Raw genomic sequence first — 25,386 nt, forward strand, 5'->3', positions numbered from 1 at the left:
CGCTTCCAGGGGCGCCGGCCCCGCCCCGCACGGGGCGAGGCCGGCGCCCTCGGTGTGTTCTCCCGCGCGCCCGCTCAGGGGCTCGGCGCGGTCAGATACCGCTGCACCGTCGGCGCCAGCCACGCCACGATCTCCTCGGGCGCCAGCGCCACCGCGGACGGGATCCGCAGCACATAACGGGTCAGCGCGAGGCCCAGCAGCTGCGACGACACGAGCGCGGCCCGCGCCGGGACCTGCTGGGGGTCCGGGCACGCCCGCTCGGCGATCGGCAGCAACTGGTCCCGGAAGATGCCCTGCATCCGCTCGGCCCCGGCCGCGTTCGTCGCGCCCACCCGCAGCAGCGCCCTGAGTACCTCGTTCTCCTCCCAGGTGGCCAGGAAGTGCGTGACGAGCGCCCTGCCGACGTCCTTGCGGGGCAGCGCGCCCACGTCCGGCAGCCGCAGATCGATGGCGACCGCCGCCGCGAAGAGGCCCTCCTTGTTGCCGTAGTAGCGCATCACCATGGACGGATCGATGCCCGCGTCCTTGGCGATCGCGCGGATGGTGGCCCGCTCGTAGCCGTCGGCGGCGAAGCGTTCGCGGGCCGCGGTGAGGATCGCGCCACGGGTGGCGTCGGAGCGGCGGGGGGCGCCGGGGCCGGGGCCGGGACCGAGGCCGGGAGGCGTGGTCTTGGTGTCGCTGTTGCTGCCGTTCATGTCTACGAGCGTAGGCCAACATATGTTTGCCAACAAGTGTTTGCCAACAACTGTTGACTCTCTTCGGAGTCCTCGCTAGCTTCGTCAACAAGCGTCGGCAAACAAGCGTTGGCAACAGGAGGCCACCATGAACGGCACCGCCACCCACCGCACCGTGATCGTCGTCGGCTCCGGGCCCACCGGCCTGTTCCTCGCCGGCGACCTCGCCACCGCGGGTGTCCCGGTCACCCTCCTCGAAAAGCGCCCCCACGAGATCAGCAACCTCTCCCGTGCCTTCGGTGTGCACGCCCGCACCCTGGAGCAGCTCGACGCCCGGGGGCTCGCCGACCAGCTGCTCGCCACCGGCGACACCATCACCGGCCTGCGCGCCTTCGACCGCCTCACCCTCGACCTGACCACGCTTCAGTCCCGCTTCCCGTTCATGCTCATCACCCCGCAGTACGAGGTCGAGCGGCTGCTGGAGCGGCGGGCGAGGGAGGCCGGGGTCGAGTTCGCGTACGAGAGCGAGGTCGTGGGGCTGCGACAGGACGCCGACGGGGTGGAACTGGAGGTGCGGGGCGCGGACGGGACGGTCGCCGTCCGCCGCGCGGCCTATGTCGTCGGCGCCGACGGACACCACAGCGCCGTACGCCGGGCGATCGGCCTGGACTTCCCCGGGGTCTCCGTCATCAAGTCGCTGTTCCTCGCGGACGTACGGCTCGCCGAGCGGCCCGAGGACGTGCTCACCGTCAACGGCGTGGGCGACTGCTTCGCGATGATCGCCTCCTTCGGTGACGGCTGGTACCGGGTCATGGGCTGGGACCGCCGCCACGAGGTCCCCGACGACGTCCCGATCGACCTCGACGAGGTCAGGGACGTCACGCGCCGCGCCCTGGGCGCCGACTACGGCATGCACGACGCCCGCTGGCTCTCCCGCTTCCACAGCGACGAACGCCAGGCGCCGCGGTACCGGGTCGGGCGGGTCTTCCTCGCCGGCGACGCCGCGCACATCCACTCCCCGGCCGGCGGCCAGGGTATGAACACCGGCCTCCAGGACGCGGCCAACCTGAGCTGGAAGCTCGCCGCGGCCGTGCAGGGGTGGGCGCCCGGCGGGCTCCTCGACACCTACGAGAGCGAGCGGCACCCGGTCGGCAGGGCGGTGCTGCGCAGCAGCGGCGGACTCGTCCGGCTGGCCCGCGCGCAGAGCCCGGCACTGCGCGCCGTCCGCGCCCTCGTCTCCGCCGTCGGCAACGCGGTCGGTCCCGCCCGGCGCAAGGCCCTGGGCCAGATCTCCGGCATCGGCTACAAGTACCCCGCCCCTCGCGGCGCCCACCGTCTCACCGGCACCCGTGTCCCCGACGTCGCCCTGGCGGGCGGCCGCCTGTACGAGGCCCTGCGCGGCGGCGGGTTCGTCCTGATCACCCCGGACTCGCAAGCGTACGAGGACCCGGGCACCCGCAAGGACCGGCTGACCGTGAAGCGCTGGGCGAGCGACCGTCGTACGACCGTCCTGGTGCGCCCCGACGGATACGTGGCCTGGGCGGCGGACGCACCGGACGCCACGGCGATCGAGAACGCGGTCGCCGCCGCCGTCGGGTGAACGGGGGGTGGGGCGGCCCGAGAAGGCCTTGTGCCGCCTCGCCTGATGAGGGGGCGGTCTGAGTGGTGTCTTGCGCCGCCCCGCCAGGTGAAGGGCCGGCCCAGCGGTGTCTGAAGCGGGTCGGGTGAAGTCCTCTACGGTTCGGCAGTGCCCTGAAGGGGCGCGGGGCGTATCTATGTGCGGCTCCGCCGCGGGGCGCCGCCAGCCACGACGGCGCCGCGGACGGCCGACGGCACATCGCGGCACTTCCCGCGGAGCGCTCAGTGCGGAGGCGTCTGGGTTCCTGCCAGCAAGTGGCGGAGCAGGTCGGCCAGTTGGTCGGCCTGTTCGTCGGTGAGGACGGACATCGCCTGCGTCTCGGTGGCGAGGCCCGCGCCGACCGCCTCGTCGAGGACGTTCAACCCCTTGTCGGTGAGGGTGACTTGGAGGCCCCGGCGGTCGTGCGGGTCGGGGGAGCGGCGGAGCAGGCCCGCGCGTTCCAGCTTGTCGAGCCGGCCGGTCATGCCGCCCGTCGTGAGCATCAGCGTCGCGGAGAGCTCGCGAGGCGAGAGGGCGTAGGGCTCGCCGGCGCGGCGCAGGGTGGCCAGGACGTCGAACTCGCCGCGGGAGATCCCGTAGGGGGCGTACGCCTTCTCCATCCGGTCGCCCATCGCCCGTGACAGCCGGAAGATCCGCCCGAAGACCTCCATCGCCCGGGTGTCGAGGTCGGGCCGCACGGTGCCCCACTGCTCGACGATCGCGTCGACGGGATCCCTGGGGGGCTGCTGCGACGTGGCGTTCATGGGGTGAGTATCCGCCCGCGAGCCGGTCGGCCGCAAGAAAGTAGCTTGCGAAAAAGTGGCTTGCAGGAAAGTTGCTTAGCGCTAAGCTGCTTCCGAGTAAGTTAATTTCTGGCGTGCCACCGCATGAAGGGAACCGTCATGACGCGGTCCGCGACCATCCTCCTCACCGCCCTCGCTCCCATCTCCTGGGGCACCACCTACGCCGTCACCACCGAGTTCCTCCCGGCCGACCGCCCCCTGTTCACCGGGCTGGCGCGCGCCCTGCCCGCCGGGCTGCTGCTGCTCGGGGTTGCGCGGGTGCTGCCGAAGGGGGCCTGGTGGTGGAAGGCGACGGTGCTCGGGGCGCTGAACATCGGTGCGTTCTTCCCGCTGCTGTTCCTGTCGGCGTACCGGCTGCCCGGCGGTATGGCCGCGGTCGTCGGGTCGGTGGGGCCGCTGCTCGTCGTCGGGCTGTCGGCGCTGCTGCTGGGGCAGCGGCCGACCGTGCGGAGTGTGGTCACCGGGGTCGTCGCGGCGTTTGGGGTCAGTCTCGTCGTACTGAAGGCGGCCGGAGCTCTCGACCCCGTAGGTGTACTGGCGGCCTTCGCCTCGGCCGCCTCCATGTCCGCCGGGACCGTGCTGACCAAGCGGTGGGGGCGGCCCGACGGAGTGGGTCCGCTCGCGCTCACCGGGTGGCAGCTGACCGCGGGCGGACTGCTCATCGCGCCGCTCGCGCTCCTGGTCGAAGGCGCCCCGCCCGCGCTCGACGGACGGGCGGTGGGCGGCTACCTCTATCTGGCGCTGGCGAACACGGCGGTCTCGTACTGGCTCTGGTTCCGTGGGATCGGCCGGCTCAGCGCCACGCAGGTCACCCTCCTCGGCCCGCTCTCCCCGCTGACCGCCGCGATCGTCGGCTGGGCGGCGCTCGGCCAGGCGCTGACGCCGGTCCAACTGGCGGGGATGGCGGTGGCGTTCGGGGCGACGGTGGCGGGGCAGCTGGGGCAGCGGAAGACGCGCACGGCCGGTCGATCGTTCAGTTTTACTGAAAGGAACAGTCGTAAAGATTCGATGGACGTGACAGATGCGGCGCTGCGACGGTAGATCCACCGAGATCACCGCCCAGTGGAAGGACCCCAGTGACCGCCGTCCTCGAAAGGACCGCCCGTACCACCTCCGCCCCGAGGGCCGCCGCCCTCGGGGTTCTGCTCGCCGCCGTCGCGACCGTCGTCTGGTCCGGCAGCTTCATCACCTCCCGTGCGCTGCACGACAGCGTGCCGCCCGTCCAGCAGGCCTTCTGGCGCTGGATCGTCGCGCTCGTCGCGGTCGCCCCCTTCGGGGCCCGACAGGCTTGGCGGCAGCGGAAGGTGATCAGGCGGCATCCCGGTTTCGTGGTGCTCGCCTCGCTGCTCGGGGTGGCCGTCTACAACACCCTGGTCAACCAGGCCGGTTCGACCACCCCGGCCGCCAACATGGGCATGATCATGGCCGCCTCGCCGGTGCTGATGGCGGTGTTCGAGCGGATGAGCGGCGTACGGATCGGGGCGCGCCGGGTCGGTGGGCTGCTGGTCGCGTGCGGGGGCGTGGTGCTGCTCGTCGGGGGCGGAGCGGGGCTCGCCGCGGGTGACCTGTGGATGATCGCCGCGGCCTGCTGCTTCGGGTCGTACAGCGCGCTGCTGCGCCGAAAGCCCGCGGAACTCGGCGGTACGGCCTTCCTGTTCACGACCTTTCTGTTCGGCACCGTCCTGCTGCTGCCCGCGCAGGGGGTGAGCCTCGCCGTCCAGGGCGGGTTCGAGCCGACGGCCGGCACGGTGTTGCCCCTGCTGTACGTCGGGGTCTTCTCCTCGGCCGTCGCCTTCTTCGCCTGGAACCGGGCCATCGCCCTGGTCGGTCCGTCCCGGGCCGGAGTCGTGTACTACCTCCAGCCCCTCTGCGTGGCCCTGCTGTCCTGGGCCCTGCTCGGCGAGACGGTCTCCGCGGCGCAGGCGCTGTGCATGGCGCTGATCCTCGGCGGGGTGATGCTGGGTGCCGCCGGATAGGTTGGCCGCCATGCTCGAGTGGGACATCCGGAAACTGCAGATCCTGCGGACGCTGCGGGAGCAGGGCACCGTGACCGCGACGGCCGAGGCGCTGCGGATGACGCCGTCCGCGGTGTCGCAGCAGCTGACCAACCTCGCCAAGCAGTTGGGCGTGCCGTTGCTGGAGGCGCGGGGCCGGCGGGTACGGCTCACGGACGCGGCACGGCTGGTGCTGCGGCACGCCGAGGCGGTGTTCGAGCAACTGGAGCGGGCGGATGCCGAACTGTCGGCGTATGTGCACGGCGAGGTCGGTGAGGTGCGGGTCGCCGCCTTCTCCACGGCCGTGCCCGCGCTGGCGGTGCCTGCGGTACGGGCCCTGCGGGCGACGCACCCGGGGGTGAGCGTGCGGGTGCGCGAGGCGGAGGCCGGGGAGGCGTACGAGCTGCTGGCCGGCGGTGAGGTCGACCTCGCGCTGTCGCTGGCCGCGCAGGCGCCGGAGGTGGGGGACGGGCGGTTCACACGGGTCGAGCTGCTCGCGGACCCGCTGGACGTCGCCCTGCCGCCCGGTCACGCGCTCGCGACCGTCGAGGGGCTGCGGCTGGCCGATCTCGCCGGGGAGTCCTGGATCTTCGGGGGCAGCGGGCCCTGGTCCGACATCACGCGCGGGGCGTGCGAGGCGGCCGGGTTCAGCCCGCGGCAGGGGCATTCCGCGGCGGGGTGGACGGCGATCCTCGCCATGGTCGAGGCGGGCATGGGGGTGGCGCTGGTGCCGCGGATGGCGGCGGTGCGGCGGGACGGGGTGGTCATGCGGGAGCTGGGGGCGGACCGGCCGGTGCGGCACGTCGTGGCCGCGGTGCGGAGGGGGAGCGAGGCGGGGGTTGCGGTGGGGAGGGTGCTGTCGGCCTTGGAAAGCGTTGCCGGGAGGCTTGCTCGGTGGTGAGCCGGGGTGGCATGTGAGCCGGCGGCAACTGCACGCACCCAAGGGGCGCGGGGAACTGCGCGACCAGCCCCCGCTCGGCCGCACTCGCGACACGGCCTCGCACCCCACCCCCCTTTGCGGCCCTGCCCCGGTACGGCAAGGGGCGCCCGATGGCTCACCGGGCGCCCCTCATCGTCGTACCGGCGACTATGACGCCGCCGCGTCCGCCGCCTGTGCCTTCAACGCGCGCTCCACGCCCGCGCGGGACTCCGAGACCAGGCGGCGCAGGGCCGCGTTGGGCTCGGCGGAGGCCAGCCAGGCGTCCGTCTTGTCCAGGGTCTCCTGGGAGACCTGGATCGTCGGGTAGAGGCCGACCGCGATCTGCTGGGCGATCTCGTGCGAGCGGGCGTCCCAGATGCCCTTGACCACCTCGAAGTACTTGTCCGTGTACGACGCCAGCAGCTCCCGCTGCCCGGTCTGGACGAAGCCTCCGATGACGGCCTCCTGAACCGCGTTCGGGAGCTTGTCGGACTCGATGACCTGGGCCCAGGCCTCGGCCTTGGCCTCCTCGGTCGGACGGGCGGCACGGGCGGTGGCCGCGTGGCGCTCGCCGGCCGCCGTCCTGTCACGCTCGTACTCGCCCGCGATCTCCGTCTCGTCGAAACGGCCGACCGACGCCAGACGCTCCACGAACGCCCAGCGCAGCTCGGTGTCGACGGCCAGGCCCTCGATCGTCTGCGAGCCCTCCAGCAGGGCGTCCAGGAGGTCCAGCTGCTCCGGCGTACGGGCCGTGGCCGCGAACGCGCGCGCCCACGCCAGCTGGTGGTCGCTGCCCGCGGCCGCCGAGCGCAGATGCGCCAGCGTGGCGTCCGTCCAGCGGGTCAGCAGGGCTTCGCGGGCGGCCGGGTCGGCGTACAGCTCGATCGCCAGCTTCACCTGGCGGTGCAGGGACTGCACGACACCGATGTCCGACTCCTTGCCGATGCCGGACAGGACGAGGGAGAGGTAGTCGCGGGTGGCCAGTTCCGCGTCGCGGGTCATGTCCCACGCCGAGGCCCAGCACAGCGCGCGCGGCAGCGAGGACTCGAAGTCGCCCAGGTGCTCCGTCACGAAGGCCAGGGACTGCTCGTCCAGGCGGACCTTCGCGTACGACAGGTCGTCGTCGTTGAGCAGGACCACCGCCGGACGGCGCTTGCCCACCAGCTGCGGTACGGCGGTCAGTTCGCCGTCCACGTCCAGCTCGACACGCTCGTCGCGGACCAGCTTGCCGCTGGTGTCGTCCAGTTCGTACAGGCCCACCGCGATGCGGTGCGGACGCAGCGTCGGCTCACCCTGCGCGCCCGCCGGCAGCGCAGGGGCCTCCTGGCGGATCGCGAAGGAGGTGATGACACCGTGCTCGTCCGTCTCGATCTCGGGACGCAGGATGTTGATGCCGGCCGTCTGGAGCCACTTCTCCGACCAGTGCTTCAGGTCACGGCCGGAGGTCTCCTCCAGCGCGCCCAGCAGGTCGGACAGCCGGGTGTTGCCGAACGCGTGGCGCTTGAAGTACGCCTGCACGCCGCCGAAGAACTCGTCCATGCCGACGTAGGCGACGAGCTGCTTCAGGACGGAGGCGCCCTTGGCGTAGGTGATGCCGTCGAAGTTGACCAGCACGTCGTCGAGGTCGCGGATCTCGGCCATGATCGGGTGCGTCGACGGGAGCTGGTCCTGGCGGTACGCCCATGTCTTCATGGAGTTGGCGAACGTCGTCCACGAGTGCGGCCAGCGGCTGTCCGGGGCGTACGCCTGGCAGGCGATCGACGTGTACGTGGCGAACGACTCGTTCAGCCACAGGTCGTTCCACCACTCCATGGTGACCAGGTCGCCGAACCACATGTGCGCCAGCTCGTGCAGGATCGTCTCGGCGCGCATCTCGTACGCGGCGTCGGTGACCTTCGAGCGGAAGACGTACTGGTCGCGGATGGTGACCGCGCCCGCGTTCTCCATCGCGCCCGCGTTGAACTCCGGCACGAACAGCTGGTCGTACTTCTTGAACGGGTACGCGTAGTCGAACTTCTCCTGGAACCAGTCGAAGCCCTGCCGTGTCACCTCGAAGATCGCGTCCGAGTCGAGGAACTCGGCGAGGGAGGGGCGGCAGTAGATGCCGAGCGGCACGGACTGGCCGTCCTTCTCGTACACGCTGTGGACCGAGTGGTACGGGCCGACGATGAGCGCCGTGATGTACGACGAGATCCGCGGGGTCGGCTCGAAGACCCAGATGTCGTCCTTCGGCTCCGGCGTCGGGGAGTTGGAGATGACCGTCCAGCCGGAGGGAGCCTTCACGGTGAACTGGAAGGTGGCCTTCAGGTCGGGCTGCTCGAAGGAGGCGAAGACGCGGCGGGCGTCCGGCACCTCGAACTGGGTGTACAGGTAAGCCTGCTGGTCGACGGGGTCGACGAAGCGGTGCAGACCCTCGCCGGTGTTGGTGTACGCGGCATCCGCGACCACGCGGAGCACATTGCGGCCCTCCAGCAGGCCGGGGAGCGCGATGCGGGAGTCCTTGAAGACCTCGGCCGGGTCGAGCGGGTCCCCGTTGAGCGTCACCTCGTGGACGGCCGGGGCCACCAGGTCGATGAAGGTCTCGGCGCCTCCCCCACTCTCGGCTCCGCTCGAGCGGGAGGTGCCCCCACCGGCGACGTCGAAGCGCACCGTGGTCACGGACCGGTAGGTACCGCCCTCTTGCGCGCCGGAGAGGTCGAGATCGATCTCGTACGAGTCGACGCTGAGCAGCTTCGCCCGCTGTTGCGCCTCTTCGCGAGTCAGGTTTGTGCCAGGCACGCGGTCATCTCCTCGTTATGTGTGGGTTCGGCGGTTCGGCCATCCTTCCACGGGTCCCGTACCGAACGCGATGTTCACAACCCGCCGGTGACCGGGGCGGACACGCGAGAGCGCGGGAGACATGACCACCTGCACCGCACGCCCCATCACCCCCGAGATCCCGCGATCCGTCCCGGCGGGCGTCCCTGGGGACCGCCGCTCCAAGGGTCACGTCCGTATCCCGCCAGTCATCCGGCCGGTTCCGCGCCAGCCTGGGATCCATGACTACGTACACCGCACTGCCCATCCCCCCGTCCGTCCTGAAGGAGCTGCGTTCTGCTGACGACGCGGGACGCGAGATGGTTCCCGCGACCGACGAGGAGGGCGGGTCGCCGCTGCGCTGCTGTCTGCGGCACAGCCGCCCGGGAGAGCTTCTCGCCCTGGTCTCCTACGCCCCGCTGCGGCGCTGGGCCGCGGAAACGGGGGCCGAGCCGAGGGCGTACGACGAGCAGGGACCCGTCTTCATCCACGCCGAGGAGTGCGCGGGGCCGCAGGAGAAGGAGGGGTACGCCTTCGGCAACGCGCACCGGACCGTCCGGCGGTACTCCACCGACGGGCACATCCTCGGCGGGCAGCTGGTCGACGTCCTCGACGACGCCGCCTTCCACAACGCGTTCGACGACCCGGCCGTGGCGCTCGTCCACGTCCGGGCCGTCGAGTACGGCTGCTTCTACTACGAGGTCAGGCGGCCTTAGCCCGTCAGCTCCGCCGCCACCAGCTCCGCGATCTGGACCGCGTTCAGGGCCGCGCCCTTGCGGAGGTTGTCGTTGGAGATGAACAGGGCGAGGCCGTTGTCGACGGTCTCGTCGTTGCGGATACGGCCGACGTACGAGGCGTCCTTGCCGGCCGCCTGGAGCGGGGTCGGGATCTCGGAAAGGGCCACACCCGGCGCCCCGGCCAGCAGCTCCGTCGCGCGCTCCGGGGAGATCGGGCGCTCGAAGCGGGCGTTGATCTGAAGGGAGTGGCCGGAGAAGACCGGGACCCGGACGCAGGTGCCGGAGACCTTGAGCTCGGGGAGCTCCAGGATCTTGCGGGACTCGTTGCGGAGCTTCTGCTCCTCGTCCGTCTCGTTCAGGCCGTCCTCGACGAGGTTGCCGGCGAAGGGCAGCACGTTGAAGGCGATGGGCCGCTTGTAGACCTGCGGCTCCGGGAAGTCGACCGCCTCGCCGTCGTGGGTCAGCTTGTCCGCGTCGGCGACGACCTTCTGGACCTGGCCGTGCAGCTCGGCCACGCCCGCGAGGCCCGAGCCGGAGACCGCCTGGTAGGTGGTGGCGACGAGGGCCTGAAGGCCCGCCTCGGCGTCCAGGACCTTCAGGACCGGCATCGCGGCCATCGTGGTGCAGTTCGGGTTGGCGATGATGCCCTTGGGGCGGTCCGCGATGGCGTGCGGGTTCACCTCGGAGACGACCAGGGGGACCTCGGGGTCCTTGCGCCACGCCGAGGAGTTGTCGATCACCACGGCGCCCTGCGAGGCGACCTTCTCGGCCAGCGCCTTCGAGGTCGCGCCGCCCGCGGAGAACAGCACGATGTCCAGGCCCGTGTAGTCCGCCGTCGAAGCGTCCTCGATCGTCACGCCGTCCAGGACCGACCCCGCGGAGCGGGCCGAGGCGAACAGGCGCAGCTCGGTGACCGGGAAGGACCGCTCCTTGAGGATCCTGCGCATGACCGTGCCGACCTGACCGGTGGCTCCGACGATTCCGACCCTCACAGCGACTCCCTTTGCGTGGCGTTTACGTGGCCTGGACGTTTCCATCATGCGTCTCATCCGGGCCGTCGTGTCCAATCCTTTGCCCGAGGAATGGGACGGCACTCCTGTCAGGGGCGCAGTTCGAGGATCCATTCGCACAACGCCCTTACCTACAGGATCGCGCCCGATACACGGTATGGACCGAAAGAATCGGTGAGCCTGCCTCTCTGGAACAGGCTTTCGTCCAGTTCGTAGACGTTGAGGGCCGCATCGTCTGGGCAGCTACCGGTTCAGTTTTCGACCAGGTGTGATGTACGACTCCAGATCCGAAGTTCTGAGGCCGGACACCGCGGCTGTGTTTGCGCGGTGTGGCTGGATGCGCGGGCTGGTTTTGACATCCTCCCCCTCTCAGAAGAGGGGGATTCCAACCCGGGCGGGTTGAGGTTCACGGGCGCTCGAACGGCCGGTAGCCGTTGTCACCCCTCCGGCACCGGCTGTTCGCCGGGGGCGAGCAATCCCGCCCTGTCCTGCCGCGACATTGATACTCGCGTTCTCATCCGCGTTGCAGGTGAACCCGCAGGACACACAGACGAAGTCGGCTTGGCTCTTGCGCGACTTCTTCTCGATCCATCCGCAGGCCGAGCAACGCAGCGACGTAAAGGGTGCGGGAACGTCCTCGACCCGGCCCGGAGCCTTGTGCTCGGTACGCTGCCGGAGCAGACCCCACCCCTGCGCGAGGACAGCCCGGTTCAGCCCGGCCTTCTGCGCCACGTTCCTGCCCGGCTCCGCGAGGGTGCCCCTGGCCGAGCGGGTCATGTTCTTGATGTTCAGTCTCTCGAACCGCACCAGACCGTACGTCCTGGCGAGCATGGTGCTGGTCTTCTCACACCAGTCCTTGCGCCGGTTCGCCTCGCGGATCTTCAACCCGGCGATCTTGGCGTGCTCGGAGGCCTTGGCCTTGCTGCCCTTCGGGGCCCGCGCTGCCCGCCGCTGGTGCTTGCGGATCCGTGCGCGCTCTTTCACTGTGAGCTGCGGGCACTTCAGTTTCCGGCCGTCGGAGAGGGCGGCGGTGATCGTCACCCCCCGGTCGACACCGATGACGTCGCTTGTCGCAGGCGCGTCGAGCGGCTCGGGGATGACAGCGAAGGCGATGTGCCACCGGCCGTTCCGGAAGGTGACACGGAACGTTTTCGCGGCAGGCGGAGCGGCGCCCTTGCCCTTGCGGGACAGCCTGAAGCGAACCCAGCCACAGCCCGGTACCTTGACCTGTGCCCACCGCCGGTTCAGCTTCTGTACGACGACGGAGCGGCCCATGACCTGCTTGCCGGTCTTCGGGTTAAGCCTTGGGCGGCCGTCCGGCTCGAATTCAGGTACCCGGTCGGTACCGATGACACGGAAACCCTCATGTTCGTGTTTCCGGCGCCAGGTCGGCTGGCCGAATCCAGAGGTGAAGCGGGCGGCCCTGGCTTTGGCGAAGTCCTTCAGAGCCTGCTGCTGCACGTCCGCGTTCCCTGCCCGGAGCCACTCGTTCTCATACCAGGCCTCGGTGAGTTGACGGCACTGCTCGGCGAACCCGGGCGCGGATTTTCGCTCCGGCTGCCAGTGCGAATGCTGCTCGACAGCGAGGTTCCACACGTATCGGGCGTGCGCGCAGTGCAGCAGCATCTGCTGCTCCTGCTCGACCGTCGGGTACGCGTGAAACCTTGCCATGGGACCAATCTAGCTCAAATATGGTCCCATGAAGCATGTAAACCTCAGACTCCCCGACGATCTGCACGAACAGGCCGTGGCTGCCGCTGCCGATGACGATCGTTCCTTGAACTCGTGGCTGGTCGCCGTCGTGCGGCGCGCTGTCACCCCAGGTTCGGCGCAGGACCGACCAGGAGACGGTCAGGCTGCCGCTGTCCCGCCGCACGGGAACGGACATTCACGCCGACCCTGAGTGGCAGGTGCATGGACCGGAAGTGAGGCGGAGGACGAGGTCGGCGGTGCCCGCGCATCTTGCCCACCGGTCCAGCGGCCTTGCGGGGACACGCCCACGGCGGGCGTCCCCGGCGCCCCTCAGCGGCAGACGGAGACGGAGTGAAGAGATATCCGGGAATCGGACCGAACGTTTCCGCGCCCACCGGCGTCATAGAGGAAACGCGGCTAGGCCCTGTCGTCAAATTCCCGTCGTCCGCCCGAAGGGCGGGCCCCGCGGCGTCAGGTGCGTGCTCTCGGCGTGCCGGGCACAGGCCCTCGTACTGGTTGTACGTGGGTCTGTGACCGGTGCGGCGAGAGTGCGTGCATGGCGTCGCGGGGCAGGCGGGAATTTGACGACAGGGCCTAGGGGAGGGGGTGGCTGTGCTGCGCAGAAAGGCCCGCCGCGGCGAGGGGGACGGCGTCCATGACGGGCCGGACGACCCCCTCGACGCGGCCCAGGAACGTCGGGTGCGAGCCGTGCTCGCGCTCGGCGGCGTACCGCAGGCGGACCTGCCGGACGGGGTGCAGCAGGTCCGCCTACGGTTGCTGGAGCGGGCGGCGAAGGGGTACGAGGCGCCGCGCGACGTCTCGGCGTGGGCAGCCGTCGTCGCCTCCAACCTCGCCATGGACTGGCACCGCGCCAAGCGCCGTCAGGAGCGGATCGGCGAACGCCTCGCCTCCCTGCGCCAGTTGGAGCACCCCTCGGGCGAGGACACCAGCGTGCTCTCCCTCGCCGTCGCCCAGGGACTCGATGAACTGCCCGACTCCCAGCGCCAGGTCCTCGTCCTGCGTTTCTTCGCGGACCTGCCGGTACGCGACATCGCGCACGAGCTCGGCGTCCCCGAGGGCACGGTCAAGAGCAGGCTGCACACGGCGGTCCGCGCACTGCGCACCCGCCTGCACGAGGGTGAGGTGGTGTGACGTGACCGCCGAACACGACGGCATCGACGCGCTGATGGCCGCGATCACCGACGAACCACTGTCCGAGGAAGCCCGCGGGGACTCCGCCTTCATGGCCGAACACCGGTCGGCGAGCGCCGACCTGGCGCTGCTGCGCGAGCAACTGGGCGTCATCGGCCACGCCCTCGCCGAGCCGGTCCAGGCCCCGGCCCCGGCTCCGGCTCCGTCCCTGGTTCCGGCCCCGAAGCCGGCTCGGGTGGGTCCCTCACGCACCCGCCGATGGGTCCCCAAACTCGCCCTCGGTGGCCTGGCGGTGGCCGCGGCGGCCTCCGTGGTCGCCGGTCTGGGCTGGCTGATCGCCACGGGCGGGCCCGACGCCATGTCCGGGTCGGAGGACAGCGGCTCCAGCGCCCAGAAGTCCGGGGCCGACGCGGACGCAGGCACCCGCTTCGGCAGCCCGTACTACCTCGCCTGCACCCGTCTCGTGGTCGAAGGCACGGTCACCTCGGTCGAACGGCTCGTGGACGGGGTGCAGTTGCGGATCACCGTGGAGGTGAGCCGTTACTACAAGCAGGACGGGCAGCAGCCGGACACGCTCACCTACGTCATCGAGGACACGTTCAGTCGCGGTCTCGTCAAGGGCGACCAGGTGCTGTTCGGGGTCCCCAAGGGCGACGCGGTGCCCGACCACTGGGTGGTCGGAGAGAAGGCGGTCGCCCGGGAACGGGCGTGGATCACGGCCTCGTTGCCGGAGTCGCGCAAGCTGACCTGCTGACGGAGGCGGGCACGACGAAGGGGCGGGCGCCCGATGGACGCCCGCCCCTCCTTTGTCGTACCGGCAACCTACGGGGTGACCTTCTCGATCTTCACGCTGCCGATGCCCGCGACCGTGCCGCGCGCGTTCACCAGCTGGACCTGACCGAAGAACTCACGGCCCTCAGGAGCGGCCGCCAGGGCGGTGACGTTCGCGGAGACGTCCGCGGTGCCACCCGTTCCCAGCTTCACCGCGGCCGAGTCGTCGACCGAGACGGCGCCCAGGGCGGCGGAGAAGAACACGTCCCGGTAGTCGTAGGCCGTCGAACCGGCCGGGATCGCGTAGCCGATGACCTGGACGGTGTAGGTACCGGCGGCGGGGTTCGCCACCGAGACGGACTCCTCCGAGTCACCGTCGGCGGAGGTACCGGCCTCCTCGCCGTTGCCGTCCAGGACGACCAGGTCGAGGTCGGCGGCCGCGTCGGAGACGTTGCCGATGGCGACGTCCAGCGACTTGGCGCCCTCGGGGACCTCGACGGTGGTGACCTGGGTCTCGCCGTCGGCGATGGTCGGGCGGGCCGACTTGGCCGAGCCGAGCGGGCCGCCGACGAGCTTGCCGTCGAGCGCGGCGAAGTTGTTCGTCACCTTCCAGGAGGCGGCGGTCGGGGTGCCGACCTTGGCCTCGGGCACGGTCACGACCTCCGGGTCGAAGGCGGCGCCGAGGACGGTGACGTCCAGCTTGTACGGGTTGTCGAGCAGCGGCGACGTACGGCGCGACTCGAGCTCGATCTCCCACACGCCCGGCGTCGGGTTCGGGTACGACCGCACGTCGGGGCGGCAGCCGTTGCCGTCGAGGTAGTTGCTGTAGCAGAACGGAGTACCGGCGAACGCGGAGTTCTCCGCGGACACACCGTACGGGTGGATCGACATGAACCGGGTCTGGCTCTGGCCCTTCAGCCCGCCGATGGCGACCTCGAGGGACGTGGCGCCCTCGGGGACGGTCACGAAGTAGTGCTGCGTGCCGTTGCGCTGGACCGTGTCGGACGCCGAGTAGGTGTACTTCAGCGGCGTCGAGACCACGACCGTGTTAAGGATCTGCTTGTCGACGCCCTCGGTCCTCGGATCGTCGACCTCGAGGATCGCGCTCTTGAGACCGGCGGTCGGCGACTTCGCGGCGATCTTGACGGTGACCGGCTTGTTCAGCTCCAGCTTGACCTCGTCCGAGCCGACGATCGAGAAGGTGCCGGAGGCGTTGTTCTCGAGGTGCAGCTCGTGACGTATCGCCTTGTCGGCGCCGGACGTACGGGTGATGGTGACCTCGTACGACTTCTTGACGCCGGCCTTCAGGCCGCCCTCACGGTCGTAGATGCCGGTGCCGAAGCCCGGCGTCTTCAGGAACTGGTCGATCGCGGTGTCGACCGGCGCCTTGACGGTGTAGTCGTGGGCGGTCGCGCCGTCCTTGATGGAGTCCCAGGCGTCCTCGATGTTGATGAGGCCCGCGCCCTCCTCGTACGCCTGCACACCCTTGATGTGGTCGGCGGTCGAGGTCAGCGCGGTGCGCAGGCTCTGCGGGGTGAGCGCGAGGCCCTTCGCCTTGGCGGCGGACAGCAGCAGCGCCGAGGCGCCCGCGGCCTGCGGGGACGCCATCGAGGTGCCCTGGAGCATGCCGTAGCCGGCCGGCAGCGAGTAGCCCGCCTCGGCGACCGGGGCGCCCGGCATCCAGGTCTGGATCGTGTTGATCGCGGCACCCGGGGCGACCAGGGTCGGCGTGAAGCCGCCGTCCTCACGCGGGCCGCGCGAGGAGAACGGCATCATCGCGTACGACTTCGTCACGGCCGAGCCGTAGTTGGAGTACCACGTCGCCTTGGAGATCGAGGCGCCGACGGAGATCACCTTGTCGGCCAGACCGGGGTCGCCGATGGTGTTGGCACCCGGGCCGGAGTTGCCGGCCGAGATGACCAGCTGGACGCCGTAGGTGTCGATGAGGCGCGTGTAGAGCTCGGCGCGGGCGTTGTTGCCGTCGTTGAGCGCGGGCAGACCGCCGATGGACATGTTGACGATGTCGACACCACGGTTGGCGACGAGGTCGATCATGCCCTCGGTGAGCGCGATGTTGGTGCAGCCCGGGCCGAACACACAGGCGCGGGACGACACGAGCTTCGCGCCCGGGGCGGCACCGTTCATCTTGCCGCCGAACAGGCTGTTCGCGGCGGTGATGCCGGCGACGTGCGTGCCGTGCTCGCTGGAGATCATGCCGATGTTGACGTAGTCGGCCCTGGCGCCGGAGGCGTTGTAGACGACGTCCTTGCGGATCTCGGCGACGAAGGGGATGCGCTCGGAGACCTCGGTCGCCGGGTTGTCCGTGCCGAAGTAGGCGATCTGGTGACCGTCCTTGTACGGCTTCAGGGCCTCTTCGTCGGTGAAGTCGTGGTCGTCGTCGAGGTCGACGCGCATGGTGCCGGCCGCGGCGTCGTAGAGCACGCCCCAGGCGTCGGTGGTGTCGCCGTCACGGTTGACGTCGCCCAGCTGGTCGCCGCCGGCGGTCACGGACTCGTAGAAGTAGTTGAACTTGTACGAGCCGTCGGGCGCCTTGAAGGTCTCGGCGGCGCCGCCCGCGGGGGTCGCCGAGAACGTCGGGCCCGCCACGGAGGTGAGCATCCGCCGCCAGGAGAGGTCGCCGTCGGAGACCGGGTCGGTGGAGGTGACCCAGTCGACGACCTTGCGCTCACCGGTGGTGGTCTTCTGCAGCGACGGGTGGCCGAGGTCGATGCCCGAGTCGAGGATGCCGATGGTGATGCCGCGGCCGTCCGCCTTCGGGTGGTCCTCGACGAAGTCGACGGCGCCCGTCTCGAAGGACGGGTTGTACGGGTTCTCGGCAGGGGTCTTCTTGCCGGGCGCCGCGGGCGTGGCCGCCTTGCTCACGGCTGCGCCCTTGGAGGTGTCCGCGCTCGGCGTCGGGTCGTCCAGCGGGATCTCCTGGCGCAGGTCGATGCCGTGCACGGAGGAGAGCTTGACGGCGGCGGCGATGGCCGAGTCCGCCTTCGCGGTGGGGACGGTGGCGCGGACGTAGCCGACCTTGTCGAAGGTGCGGCCCACGAGGCCGCCGGCCACGGCGTCCAGCTGCTTGGCGACCTGCTCGGTCTGCCCCGGAGCGGTCGCGATCATCATCGAGATGTTCTTGTCGCCGTCGGCCTTCGCCTCGGCGAGCAGGTCCGCGTCGTCCGAACCGAGCTTCTCGTGAGCGGACTTGACGCCCGGGTCGGCCGCGGCGGGCGCGTCGGCAGCGGCGACGGCCATGGGAATCGGCCCGGCCGCGGAGAGCGCGGCCACGAGACCGGCGGCCACGGCTATACGCACCACGCGTCTCGCGCCGCCCGATATCGGTTCGCGCTGGGGGGTGAGGGTCATCGGCATCCCTTGTAGGTAAAGGAACGTGCGGTAGCGGCCGGGGCCGATCGGTCCTGACCGCGAAGGTCCGGAAATGCGACCCCGGACGATCGCACAGCTTTACGCATGGGAAGGATGTTTAGGGAGAGTTGACCGAATCGATATGGGCAGATGGGGAAAACCCGCGATCCCCTTTAGGGATATGAGTGACTAAAGGGACAACTCGCCCTGCCGTCTCCCAGGTTCCTCTGGTAGAGCCCTCAACTTTCCTTGGTGCGCGCGTAGTGCCGCGACGCCTTCGCCCGGTTTCCGCAGGCCGCCATCGAGCACCAGCGGCGCGTGCCGTTCCGTGAGGTGTCGAAGAAGTGCAGGATGCACGCCTCGTGGGCGCAGCCGCGGATCCGGTCGGGCGCGGTGCTGAGAAGCTCCAGGTAGTTGCGTGCGGCGAGCCAGGCGGGCCCCCAGGCGGGGTCGCGGAACTCCGGAACCTCGCCGGGTCCTTCCGTGGTGAGGGTGGCCCGGATCCGGCCGTGCTCGAGGACGGCGTCGAGGGGTGCCGCGGCGGCTTCGTGGACGGCCTTGTGCAGCGCGTCCCGCGCCTGGAGCGCATGCCGCAGAGTGGGTGCGTCCGCCTCGAACCGCCCGTCGAGCGCGTTGGCTCCGAGCCACACCGCCAGCCCGTCGATGCCGGTCAGCAGGTCCTGCACGGCCCCCTCCCGCATCCACCGCGTGTTGAGCAGGTCGAGCGCGAGGGGCTCGCCGATGAGGGGGCGGGGGTCGGCGGACATGTGAGGGCTCCCTTCCGTGCTAACCGCTCAAGACTACGTGACTGGTTGCACCGACTGCATATAACCCTTAATGTTGTTTTGACAGGTTAGATCTGCTGAAGGGGACAGCCATGACCTTGCGCACCGGCCACATCGGTCTGAACGTCACCGACCTCGACCGCTCGCTCGCCTTCTACCGAGACGTCCTGGGCTTCGCGGCGATCGGCGAGGGCAAGGACGAGGACCGGCGCTACGCCTTCCTGGGCGACGGCGAGAGCCTCGTCCTCACGCTCTGGCAACAGGCCGCAAAGGGCTTCGAGGGCGACCGCGCCGGACTGCACCACCTCGCCTTCGAAGCGGACTCGATCGACCGGGTCAGGGAGTACGAGCAGGCGCTGCGGACGTACGGAGTGGACTTCGCCTACGAGGGGCTCGTCGCCCATCGAGAGGGCGCTGCCTCGGGCGGCATCTTCTTCCACGACCCGGACGGCACGCGCCTGGAGATCTCCGTGCCGAGTGGCGCCCAGGGCGCGCCGGCGCCGGTCGAGTCGGCGCCGACCTGCGGCTTCTTCTAGTCATGGGCGTCTATCACGCGGGTTCGCGGGCCGTGCAGGACCGGGTCGGCGTGCGGGGGACCGCGGACCATGTGGGGCGGGCGATCGGCGAGGGCATCAAGCCGGTCGCCGCGGCCTTCCTGGAGATGCAGCCGTTCCTGGTGGCGGGGGCCGGCGACCCGGCGACGGGCAGGGTGTGGGCGTCGGTGCTGACCGGCCCGCCGGGCTTCGTGCGCGCCACCGGCCCCCACCAGATGTCGGTGACGGGCGGCGTCCCGGGAACCGACCCGCTCGCCACCGCCCTCGCCACCCCCGGCACACCCGTCGGCACGATCGCCCTGGACCCCCGCACCCGCCGCCGTATGCGCCTGAACGGCCGACTCCGGCCGACCGAACGGGGGTTCGCGGTGGCGGCGGAGAAGGTGTTCGCCAACTGCCCCAAATACCTGCAGAGGAGAGAGTCGTACGAGGTGGTGGACGCGCGGAGCGGCGGCGCGCCGCAGCGTGGGGTCGAACTGACGCCGGACCAGGCCGAGTTCATCACCTCGTCCGACACCTTCTTCCTGGCCACCGTCCACCCGGCAGGCGCCGACGCCAGTCACCGGGGTGGCAACCCCGGCTTCGTGACGGTGACTTCACCGCGCGAGCTGAGCTGGCGGGACTACCCGGGCAACGCCATGTTCCTCACCCTGGGCAACCTCGCGACGGACCCCCGGGCGGGCCTGCTCTTCCTGGACTGGACGACGGGCACGCTGCTCCAGCTGACCGGCGAGGCGAGGACGGAGTTCGACGGGGCGGAACGCAGGGTGTGCTTCCGGCTGGCGGAGGCCCTGGAAACCCCCTCGGCGGTGCCGCTGCGCTGGTCGGCGCCCGAATACTCACCGGCCAATCCGGGTCCGGCGGGCTAACTTCCCCCTATGCGCAAGAAGTTGAGGGTGGCGGCCTACGCCATATGCGTCCGTGACGGCCAACTCCTCCTCGCCCGCTGGATCGGCGACGACGGCCGGCCGGAGTGGACCCTGCCGGGCGGCGGCATGGAGCACGGCGAGGACCCTTACGACACCGTCCATCGGGAGGTGGCGGAGGAGACGGGCTACACCATCGAGATCACCGGCCTGCTGGGTGTGCGCTCCCGCCGCCACTCCTCCCGCCGCCGCTTCGGCCGCACCGTCGACCACCACGGCGTAGGCCTCGTCTACGAGGCCCGCGTCACCGGCGGTGACCTCCGCCCCGAGATCGGCGGCTCCACGGACATGGCCGCCTGGCACGACCTGGACACGGTGCCCGACCTGAACAGGGTGGGCCTGGTCGACATCGGCCTGAGCCTGTGGCGCGAGCGGCCCGCGGCGGGACGGGTGACGCAGGTCCAGGAGTAGTCGGCCCGACCGTCGCCCCGGATGGCGACCCGCCCTCCCCCTACCCCGCAAGATGAACACGGAGTGACCGCCTCCCGGCCGTTCGACGAGCGGCCGTGGACGCGGAAGGCAGCCCAAGATCCACGTACGGTGATCGGTGTTGCGCGTTGCGGTCTCGTTCACGCGCAGGTCATTCCCGGTGCCAACGATCCAGAGTGAGCGGGTTGTTCGCGACAGCGAGCGCCCCGCGACCACTGCCGACGCGTTCGCACTCGGGGAGACCGCGCCATGTCGCGCACACGCTCTGTCGCCACCTCCGCCCTGGCGGTCAACCGCCGTACCGTCCTCGCGGCCACCGGCGCCGCGGCCGTCTCCGCGGGTGTCGGTTACGCCCTGCGGCCCACCGACAGCCAGGCCGCCACCACCACCGGCACCGCTGCCCAGGGGGCGCCCGTGGCCCAGTCCCGGCAGGCCCCGGCCGTCCCGCTCGCCCCGTACACCCGGGGCACGACCGTCGCCACCGTCGCCGCCGCCCGTACCGCCTCCGGCTTCCGCCGCCTCGGTGACGGTCCCGGCTGGGAGCGGGTGGTGCGCAGTGAGCTCGCCGCACCGAAGGCGGGCCGCGCGGGCCGCCGTACCGCGCTCGCCGCGTTCGTCCAGCTCACCGATCTGCACCTGATCGACGCCCAGCACCCGCTGCGCCTGGAGTACCTCCGCTCGACCGACGTGCACGCCTGGCGGCCGCAGGAGGCGCTGACCGTGCACGGGGCGATCGCGCTCGTGGAGCGGATCAACGCGCTGCGCGGCGCTCCCGTCACCGGCGCGCCGCTGCACTTCGCCATGACCACCGGCGACAACACGGACAACAACGCCAAGTCCGAGCTGGAGTGGTTCCTGAAGGTCATGAGCGGTGGCCGCGTCACCGCCAACACGGGTGATCCGCGACAGTACGAGGGCGTCCAGAACAGCGGGATCAAGCAGTACTGGCAGCCCGACACCACCGTCCGTGACGCCGACAAGCAGCGCGGCTTCCCGCACCTCGACGGCTTTCTCGCCGCCGCGATCCGCGAGCTGAACAGCCCCGGCCTGAACCTCCCCTGGTACTCCACGGTCGGCAACCACGACTCCATGCCGCTCGGCTGCTACGCCTCCCACGGCGACTCCTGGCTCACCGAGTACGCCGTCGGCGGCAAGAAGCTGATGAGCCTGCCCGCGGCCGAGGCCAAGAAGCTCCAGGACGCCATCAAGAAGGCCAAGGACCCGAGGGGCGTCGGCTTCCGCGACCTCCTCAAGGCCCACGCCCGTGACATGCGCTCGGTGACACCGGACGAGCTGCGGGCACCGTTCACCCCGCGCGAGTACGTGCAGGCCCACCTGGACCCGGCGTACCGCGGTCTCGGCCCGGTCGGCCACGGCTACTCCACCGCCAACCTCGACGCGGGCACCCAGTACTACTCCTTCCGCATCGCCGAGGACGTCATCGGCATCAGCCTCGACACCACCGACGCGGGCGGCCACTACGAGGGGTCCGTCGGGACGGCCCAGATGAAGTGGCTGGACAAGACGCTGAAGGACAACAAGGACTCGTACGCCGTCGTCTTCAGCCACCACACCAGCAAGTCGATGGACAACACCCGCCCCGACCCGGCCCGCCCCGGCGAGCGCCGCCACACCGGTGCCGAGGTCATCACCCTGCTCGGCCGTCACCGGGGCGTCCTCGCCTGGGTGAACGGTCACATCCACCGCAACGAGATCACCCCGCACGCCGTCGGCAACGGCCGTTCCTTCTGGGAGATCTCCACCGCCTCCCACGTCGACTACCCCCAACTCGCCCGCGTCGTCGAGCTGGTGGACAACAAGGACGGCACGATCTCCCTCTTCACCACCTGCGTCGAGTCCTCGGCCCCGCACCGCACGGACTTCGCCGACCTCTCCCAGACGGGCCTGGCGGCCCTGTACCGCGAGCTCTCCTACAACGCCCCCGGCGGCCGCACGGACCTGGCGGGCACGAAGGGCGACCGCAACACGGAGCTGGTCCTGAAGAAGGGCTGAAACCCACTCAACCGGCCCACCCGGCTCAACCTCGGTGATATCGGCCGTGTCTCACCCCCCGACCACGCTCGACGAAGAGCACAAAGGGGAGAGACATGACCGTACGGACGACTCTCGTGGCGGCGACGGCCGTGGCGCTGTCACTGGCCCTGACGGGCCCCGCGTTCGCGGCGGCACCCGCCAGAGGTGACCACGAGGCGACCCTCCCCCAGTCTCGGCTTCGCTCGACCGGGGGGACCCCCATGGCGATCGAGGCCGCGGTGAAGGACGGTGTGCCCGGGGTGACGGCGACGGCGAGGACCGGACACGGCGTCTGGTCCACGACCGCCGGTGTGGGCAACCTCCGGACGGAGCAGCCGCGTTCGGTCCACGACCGCTTCCGCGTCGGAAGCATCACCAAGACCTTCGTGTCGACGGTGCTGCTGCAACTGGAGGCGGAGGGCCGGCTGTCGCTGGACGACAAGGTGGCGAAGTGGCTGCCGGGCACGGTTCGGGGCAACGGCCACGACGGCCGCCGGATCACCCTGCGCCGGCTCCTCAGCCACACCAGCGGCATCTTCAACTACACCGCCGACGACGACTTCGGCAGGACGTACTTCCTCAAGGACGGCTTCTTCGAGCATCGCTACGACACGAAGGCGCCGGCGGACCTGGTGGCCATCGCGATGACCCACAAGCCGGACTTCGCGCCGGGCACGTCCTGGAACTACTCCAACACCAACTACGTCCTGGCGGGCATGGTGATCGAGAAGGTCACGGGCAGGCCGTACGGGGACGAGGTCCGCCGACGGATCGTGGAGCCCCTGTCCCTGGACGCCACCTCCGTCCCCGGCACCCGGGTCACCGTCCCGCGGCCCAGCAGCCGCGCCTACTCCAAGCTCGCCGAGACGGCGACCGGACCGACGTACGACGTCACCGAGCTGAACCCCTCGCTGGCCGCGGCGGCGGGCGAGATGATCTCGGACTCCTCGGACCTGAACCGCTTCTACTCGGCCCTGCTGGAGGGCCGGCTGCTCCCGCCCGAGCAGCTCAAGGAGATGAAGACCACGGTGACGGCCGGGGAATTCCCGGACGCCGGCTACGGCCTCGGCCTCATCGACCGCAAGCTGTCGTGCGGCGTCCATGTCTGGGGCCACGACGGCGGCATCCACGGCTCGAACTCGGTGGCGGTGACCACGAAGGACGGCCGCCACTCGCTCGCCCTCAACTTCAACGGGGACTGGTCGGGGGACACCGATGCCGTGATCGAGGCGGAGTTCTGCGGCAAGGAGAGCTGAGGCTCCGGGCCCTGGCTTTGCCGGGTCTTTCATTGACAAGGGTTCAATGGAAAGTCGAAGATCCGCTCGACATTCATGGGATTTTCGAGGCGGCATATTGTGGCGTCGGGTCTGACCGGTCGGGTTGCCCGGCGGTCGCAGCGGTTCTTGGAGCCCGGTGAGCAGGTCGGGCGCGTCGTGCTGGCGCAGGGTGGGCTCAATCCCTGGTTGCAGAACGCCTTCTTCCTGAGTGGGCTCATCGGGGCGCGCTTCGCCGCCGCCTCGTGGGGCGGGCCGGGTGTTTTCGATCTGCTCTGGACCCTTCTGGGGGCGCTGGCCGGAGCCGTTCTCGCCACCGCGTTCATCAGCCGCCGTGTGGTGCTGATGACCGACCGGGGTGTCGTCGTGCTGGAGTACGGGCGGTTCGGGAGCGTGCAGCCGACACGCGTGCTCGCGCGGTTGCCGGCGGGGACGGGACTGGGCCCGCTGTCCGGGCTGTGGGCGCGGACCGAGCTGGCCGGTGAACGGCTGTGGATCCACCGGAGATGGCACCGGAACGCCGTTGTGCCGAGGGCGCCGCACGCCGGTGGGCGGTAGGCGGTCGCATGCGTGAGGAGGGGCCGCCGATCCCCCTCCGATCGGCGGCCCCTCCTCCCCCCTCCTGATCCCGCCCCGGTCCGTCACTACCGGGGCAGCACCACGACATACGCCGCCGGATCGCGGTCGCCCGACGCCATGAGCGCCGTGCGGACCACCGCCGCCTGCTGTTCCGCCGCCTCACGGAGCTTCTTCGGGGTGATGTGGACGACCGTGATGCCGAGCCGCTCCAGGTGCTCGCGCTTGCGGGCGTACTCGGACCACAGGGCGTCCTCGTCCTGACGGGGGGCCCGGGTGTCCAGTTCCACGGCCACCGCCTGTTCCGGCCAGTACGCGTCCAGGCCGCCCAGGTGGGGGCCGCCGGGAAGGCGGAGGTCGACGTTCCACACCGGGTCCGGCAGGCCGTGCTCGCGGACCATGCGGTACAGGCGGTCCTCCGCGATCGCCCTGCCCTCCGCGAGCAGGGAGTCCACCGCGTCCACCACATGCGGGCGGCTCAGCAGCTTCGCGTCGTTCAACTCACGGACCACCGCCGCCGGTTCGCAGTGACCGCCCCGGACCGCTTCCGTGAGCAGACGGCGTACCACTCCCGCGTCCGACAGTTCCGCCACCGCGTCGGCCAGGGCGCGCGGCACCGGCGCCACCGGGAGGCCCGTGACCTGGTGCGGGGCCGGCATGGACGTCGTACGGACGATGCGGGCGCAGCCCGTCGAGCGCAGCCGGCGCAGGCGCGGGACCAGGACGTCCAGCTTGTCCAGCGACATCAGCGGGGGCGCCGACGTGAAGCCGTGCAGCGTCAGGGCCGCCAGGCCGGTCAGCATCGCTTCCGCGTACGTCGGGGCGTGCGGCTGCTCGGCTCCGGGCTGGGCCGGGACCCCCGCCGGGCGCTCCTTCGCCGTGTACATCAGGACCGCGTGCAGGCGCTCCTCGCTGGTCGGCGGGCCCGGGTGGAGCAGGATCACGCCCGGGAGGAGCTGCTGCCAGGGGCCGCCGGGGCGGCACTGCTCGTTCGTCTCGGTCGATGAGACGCCGTGCGACCTCAGCTGCGCGGTCGTCATCACCCGGCGGTGCACCTCCGAGAGGTGGCGGACCGGGCGGGGGGAGAGCGGGGGGACCGGGGTGTTGTGGTTCATGCAGCGGGGATTCCCGCCGTTGATCTGATTCCTAACCCCTGTTACGTGCCTGTCGACGAATACGGACAAGGCGGTACTAAAGGACGGGTGTTCGGATGCCGAGTAGGCAACGAAAACCCCTGGTCCGAATGGGTTGGACCAGGGGTTACGGCCGTTAT

General features: G+C 70.6%; 22 protein-coding genes. 14 read left to right on the forward strand and 8 right to left on the reverse strand.

Features of this window, described 5'->3' with window-relative positions; translation table 11 throughout:
- Positions 1–74: 74 nt before the first annotated feature.
- Positions 75–695 (reverse strand): TetR family transcriptional regulator, encoded by a 621-nt coding sequence (locus tag TN53_RS18105; protein ID WP_046259563.1) that lies wholly within the window; start codon positions 693–695, stop codon positions 75–77.
- A 127-nt stretch (positions 696–822) separates the two neighbouring features.
- Here TN53_RS18105 and TN53_RS18110 point away from each other — a divergent pair, with 127 nt between their 5' ends.
- Entirely contained in the window at positions 823–2,274 is a 1,452-nt protein-coding gene (locus tag TN53_RS18110; protein WP_046259564.1) for an FAD-dependent monooxygenase, read from the forward strand.
- Positions 2,275–2,534: 260 nt separating this feature from the next.
- Here TN53_RS18110 and TN53_RS18115 read toward each other — a convergent pair whose 3' ends face one another.
- Positions 2,535–3,056 (reverse strand): MarR family winged helix-turn-helix transcriptional regulator, encoded by a 522-nt coding sequence (locus tag TN53_RS18115; protein WP_046259565.1) that lies wholly within the window; start codon positions 3,054–3,056, stop codon positions 2,535–2,537.
- Positions 3,057–3,194: 138 nt separating this feature from the next.
- On the opposite strand from TN53_RS18115, the gene TN53_RS18120 reads away from it, so the two are divergent.
- Genes TN53_RS18120 through TN53_RS18130 form a run of 3 tightly spaced genes read left to right on the forward strand, consistent with a single transcriptional unit; the run spans position 3,195 to position 5,990 of the window.
- Positions 3,195–4,136, forward strand: coding sequence for an EamA family transporter (locus TN53_RS18120; protein ID WP_046259566.1), 942 nt, complete (start codon positions 3,195–3,197; stop codon positions 4,134–4,136).
- A 35-nt stretch (positions 4,137–4,171) separates the two neighbouring features.
- Positions 4,172–5,071: a DMT family transporter gene (locus TN53_RS18125; RefSeq protein WP_046259567.1), complete on the forward strand. Its 900-nt coding sequence runs from the start codon at positions 4,172–4,174 to the stop codon at positions 5,069–5,071.
- 10 nt (positions 5,072–5,081) lie between these two features.
- Entirely contained in the window at positions 5,082–5,990 is a 909-nt protein-coding gene (locus TN53_RS18130) for a LysR family transcriptional regulator (RefSeq protein ID WP_046259615.1), read from the forward strand.
- Between the two features lie 186 nt (positions 5,991–6,176).
- On the opposite strand, the gene pepN is transcribed toward TN53_RS18130, so the two are convergent.
- The gene (gene pepN / locus TN53_RS18135; RefSeq protein WP_046259568.1) at positions 6,177–8,786 is read right to left on the reverse strand and encodes an aminopeptidase N; all 2,610 of its coding nucleotides are present in this window, start codon (positions 8,784–8,786) and stop codon (positions 6,177–6,179) included.
- Between the two features lie 260 nt (positions 8,787–9,046).
- Here pepN and TN53_RS18140 point away from each other — a divergent pair, with 260 nt between their 5' ends.
- Complete coding sequence (locus TN53_RS18140) at positions 9,047–9,520, forward strand: DUF1203 domain-containing protein (RefSeq protein WP_046259569.1); 474 nt, start codon at positions 9,047–9,049, stop codon at positions 9,518–9,520.
- Here TN53_RS18140 and TN53_RS18145 read toward each other — a convergent pair.
- Complete coding sequence (locus TN53_RS18145) at positions 9,517–10,533, reverse strand: aspartate-semialdehyde dehydrogenase (RefSeq protein WP_046259570.1); 1,017 nt, start codon at positions 10,531–10,533, stop codon at positions 9,517–9,519. The genes TN53_RS18140 and TN53_RS18145 overlap by 4 nt on opposite strands.
- A 387-nt stretch (positions 10,534–10,920) precedes the next feature.
- Positions 10,921–12,177 carry an RNA-guided endonuclease InsQ/TnpB family protein gene (locus TN53_RS18150; RefSeq protein WP_234441624.1) on the reverse strand — a complete coding sequence of 419 codons (1,257 nt, stop codon included), beginning with the start codon at positions 12,175–12,177 and terminating at the stop codon, positions 10,921–10,923.
- Between the two features lie 73 nt (positions 12,178–12,250).
- Here TN53_RS18150 and TN53_RS45180 point away from each other — a divergent pair, with 73 nt between their 5' ends.
- The 3 genes from TN53_RS45180 (at position 12,251) to TN53_RS18160 (ending at position 14,149) form a co-directional block, all read left to right on the forward strand.
- Positions 12,251–12,454: a toxin-antitoxin system HicB family antitoxin gene (locus TN53_RS45180; RefSeq protein WP_095046566.1), complete on the forward strand. Its 204-nt coding sequence runs from the start codon at positions 12,251–12,253 to the stop codon at positions 12,452–12,454.
- Positions 12,455–12,849: 395 nt separating this feature from the next.
- A complete protein-coding gene (locus TN53_RS18155; protein WP_199924600.1) occupies positions 12,850–13,395 on the forward strand; it encodes a sigma-70 family RNA polymerase sigma factor in 546 nt (181 codons plus the stop codon).
- 1 nt (position 13,396) lies between these two features.
- Positions 13,397–14,149, forward strand: a complete 753-nt coding sequence (locus TN53_RS18160) for a hypothetical protein (protein WP_052745243.1) — start codon at positions 13,397–13,399, stop codon at positions 14,147–14,149.
- Between the two features lie 68 nt (positions 14,150–14,217).
- Here the strand turns inward: TN53_RS18160 and TN53_RS18165 are convergent, their stop codons facing one another.
- On the reverse strand, positions 14,218–17,535 hold the full coding sequence (locus TN53_RS18165) for a S8 family serine peptidase (RefSeq protein ID WP_046259573.1): 3,318 nt from the start codon (positions 17,533–17,535) through the stop codon (positions 14,218–14,220).
- Between the two features lie 239 nt (positions 17,536–17,774).
- Positions 17,775–18,302: a CGNR zinc finger domain-containing protein gene (locus TN53_RS18170; protein ID WP_046259574.1), complete on the reverse strand. Its 528-nt coding sequence runs from the start codon at positions 18,300–18,302 to the stop codon at positions 17,775–17,777.
- Positions 18,303–18,412: 110 nt separating this feature from the next.
- Here TN53_RS18170 and TN53_RS18175 point away from each other — a divergent pair, with 110 nt between their 5' ends.
- The 6 genes from TN53_RS18175 to TN53_RS18200 all read left to right on the forward strand — a co-directional run bounded on the left by TN53_RS18175 (position 18,413) and on the right by TN53_RS18200 (position 24,095).
- Positions 18,413–18,856: a VOC family protein gene (locus tag TN53_RS18175; protein ID WP_046259575.1), complete on the forward strand. Its 444-nt coding sequence runs from the start codon at positions 18,413–18,415 to the stop codon at positions 18,854–18,856.
- A 2-nt stretch (positions 18,857–18,858) separates the two neighbouring features.
- Positions 18,859–19,743, forward strand: a complete 885-nt coding sequence (locus tag TN53_RS18180) for a pyridoxamine 5'-phosphate oxidase family protein (RefSeq protein ID WP_046259576.1) — start codon at positions 18,859–18,861, stop codon at positions 19,741–19,743.
- Between the two features lie 9 nt (positions 19,744–19,752).
- Positions 19,753–20,211 carry an NUDIX hydrolase gene (locus tag TN53_RS18185; RefSeq protein WP_046259577.1) on the forward strand — a complete coding sequence of 153 codons (459 nt, stop codon included), beginning with the start codon at positions 19,753–19,755 and terminating at the stop codon, positions 20,209–20,211.
- A gap of 267 nt (positions 20,212–20,478) precedes the next feature.
- A complete protein-coding gene (locus TN53_RS18190; protein WP_046259578.1) occupies positions 20,479–22,242 on the forward strand; it encodes a TIGR03767 family metallophosphoesterase in 1,764 nt (587 codons plus the stop codon).
- A gap of 95 nt (positions 22,243–22,337) precedes the next feature.
- Positions 22,338–23,519 (forward strand): serine hydrolase domain-containing protein, encoded by a 1,182-nt coding sequence (locus TN53_RS18195; RefSeq protein ID WP_199924601.1) that lies wholly within the window; start codon positions 22,338–22,340, stop codon positions 23,517–23,519.
- Between the two features lie 177 nt (positions 23,520–23,696).
- On the forward strand, positions 23,697–24,095 hold the full coding sequence (locus TN53_RS18200; protein ID WP_159038149.1) for a hypothetical protein: 399 nt from the start codon (positions 23,697–23,699) through the stop codon (positions 24,093–24,095).
- Positions 24,096–24,181: 86 nt separating this feature from the next.
- On the opposite strand, the gene TN53_RS18205 is transcribed toward TN53_RS18200, so the two are convergent.
- Complete coding sequence (locus TN53_RS18205) at positions 24,182–25,228, reverse strand: hypothetical protein (RefSeq protein WP_046259580.1); 1,047 nt, start codon at positions 25,226–25,228, stop codon at positions 24,182–24,184.
- Positions 25,229–25,386: the final 158 nt, after the last annotated feature.

Source organism: Streptomyces sp. WM6386, assembly GCF_000972385.1.
Lineage (GTDB): Bacteria > Actinomycetota > Actinomycetes > Streptomycetales > Streptomycetaceae > Streptomyces.